At 69.3% G+C, this 410-nt stretch carries 1 pseudogene; it reads left to right on the forward strand.

Going from position 1 to position 410, the window contains the following annotated elements:
• Positions 1 to 410 (forward strand): annotated as a pseudogene (locus LPA54_RS40485) (pyruvate dehydrogenase (acetyl-transferring), homodimeric type); the annotation flags it as partial.

Consider the following 410-nt stretch of genomic DNA (forward strand, 5'->3'; position numbering starts at 1 on the left):
CACTTCTTCCGCGGCAAGGACGAGGGCGACGGCGGCGACCAGGTCTTCTTCCAGGGGCACGCCTCGCCGGGCATCTACGCCCGCGCGTACCTGCTGGACCGGCTGAGCGAGCGGCACCTGGACGGGTTCCGCCAGGAGAAGTCGGCGGCGCCGTACGCGCTGTCGTCGTACCCGCATCCGCGGTCGATGCCGGACTTCTGGGAGTTCCCGACGGTGTCGATGGGTCTCGGCCCGATCGGCGCCATCTACCAGGCGCGAATGAACCGCTACATGCACGCGCGGGGCATCGCGGACACCTCGAAGTCGCATGTGTGGGCGTTCCTCGGCGACGGCGAGATGGACGAGCCCGAGTCGCTGGGCCAGCTGAGCATCGCCGCGCGCGAGGGTCTGGACAACCTGACCTTCGTGGT

Origin of the sequence: Streptomyces sp. DH12 (assembly GCF_020873895.1) — a bacterium.
Classification (GTDB): Bacteria; Actinomycetota; Actinomycetes; order Streptomycetales; family Streptomycetaceae; genus Streptomyces.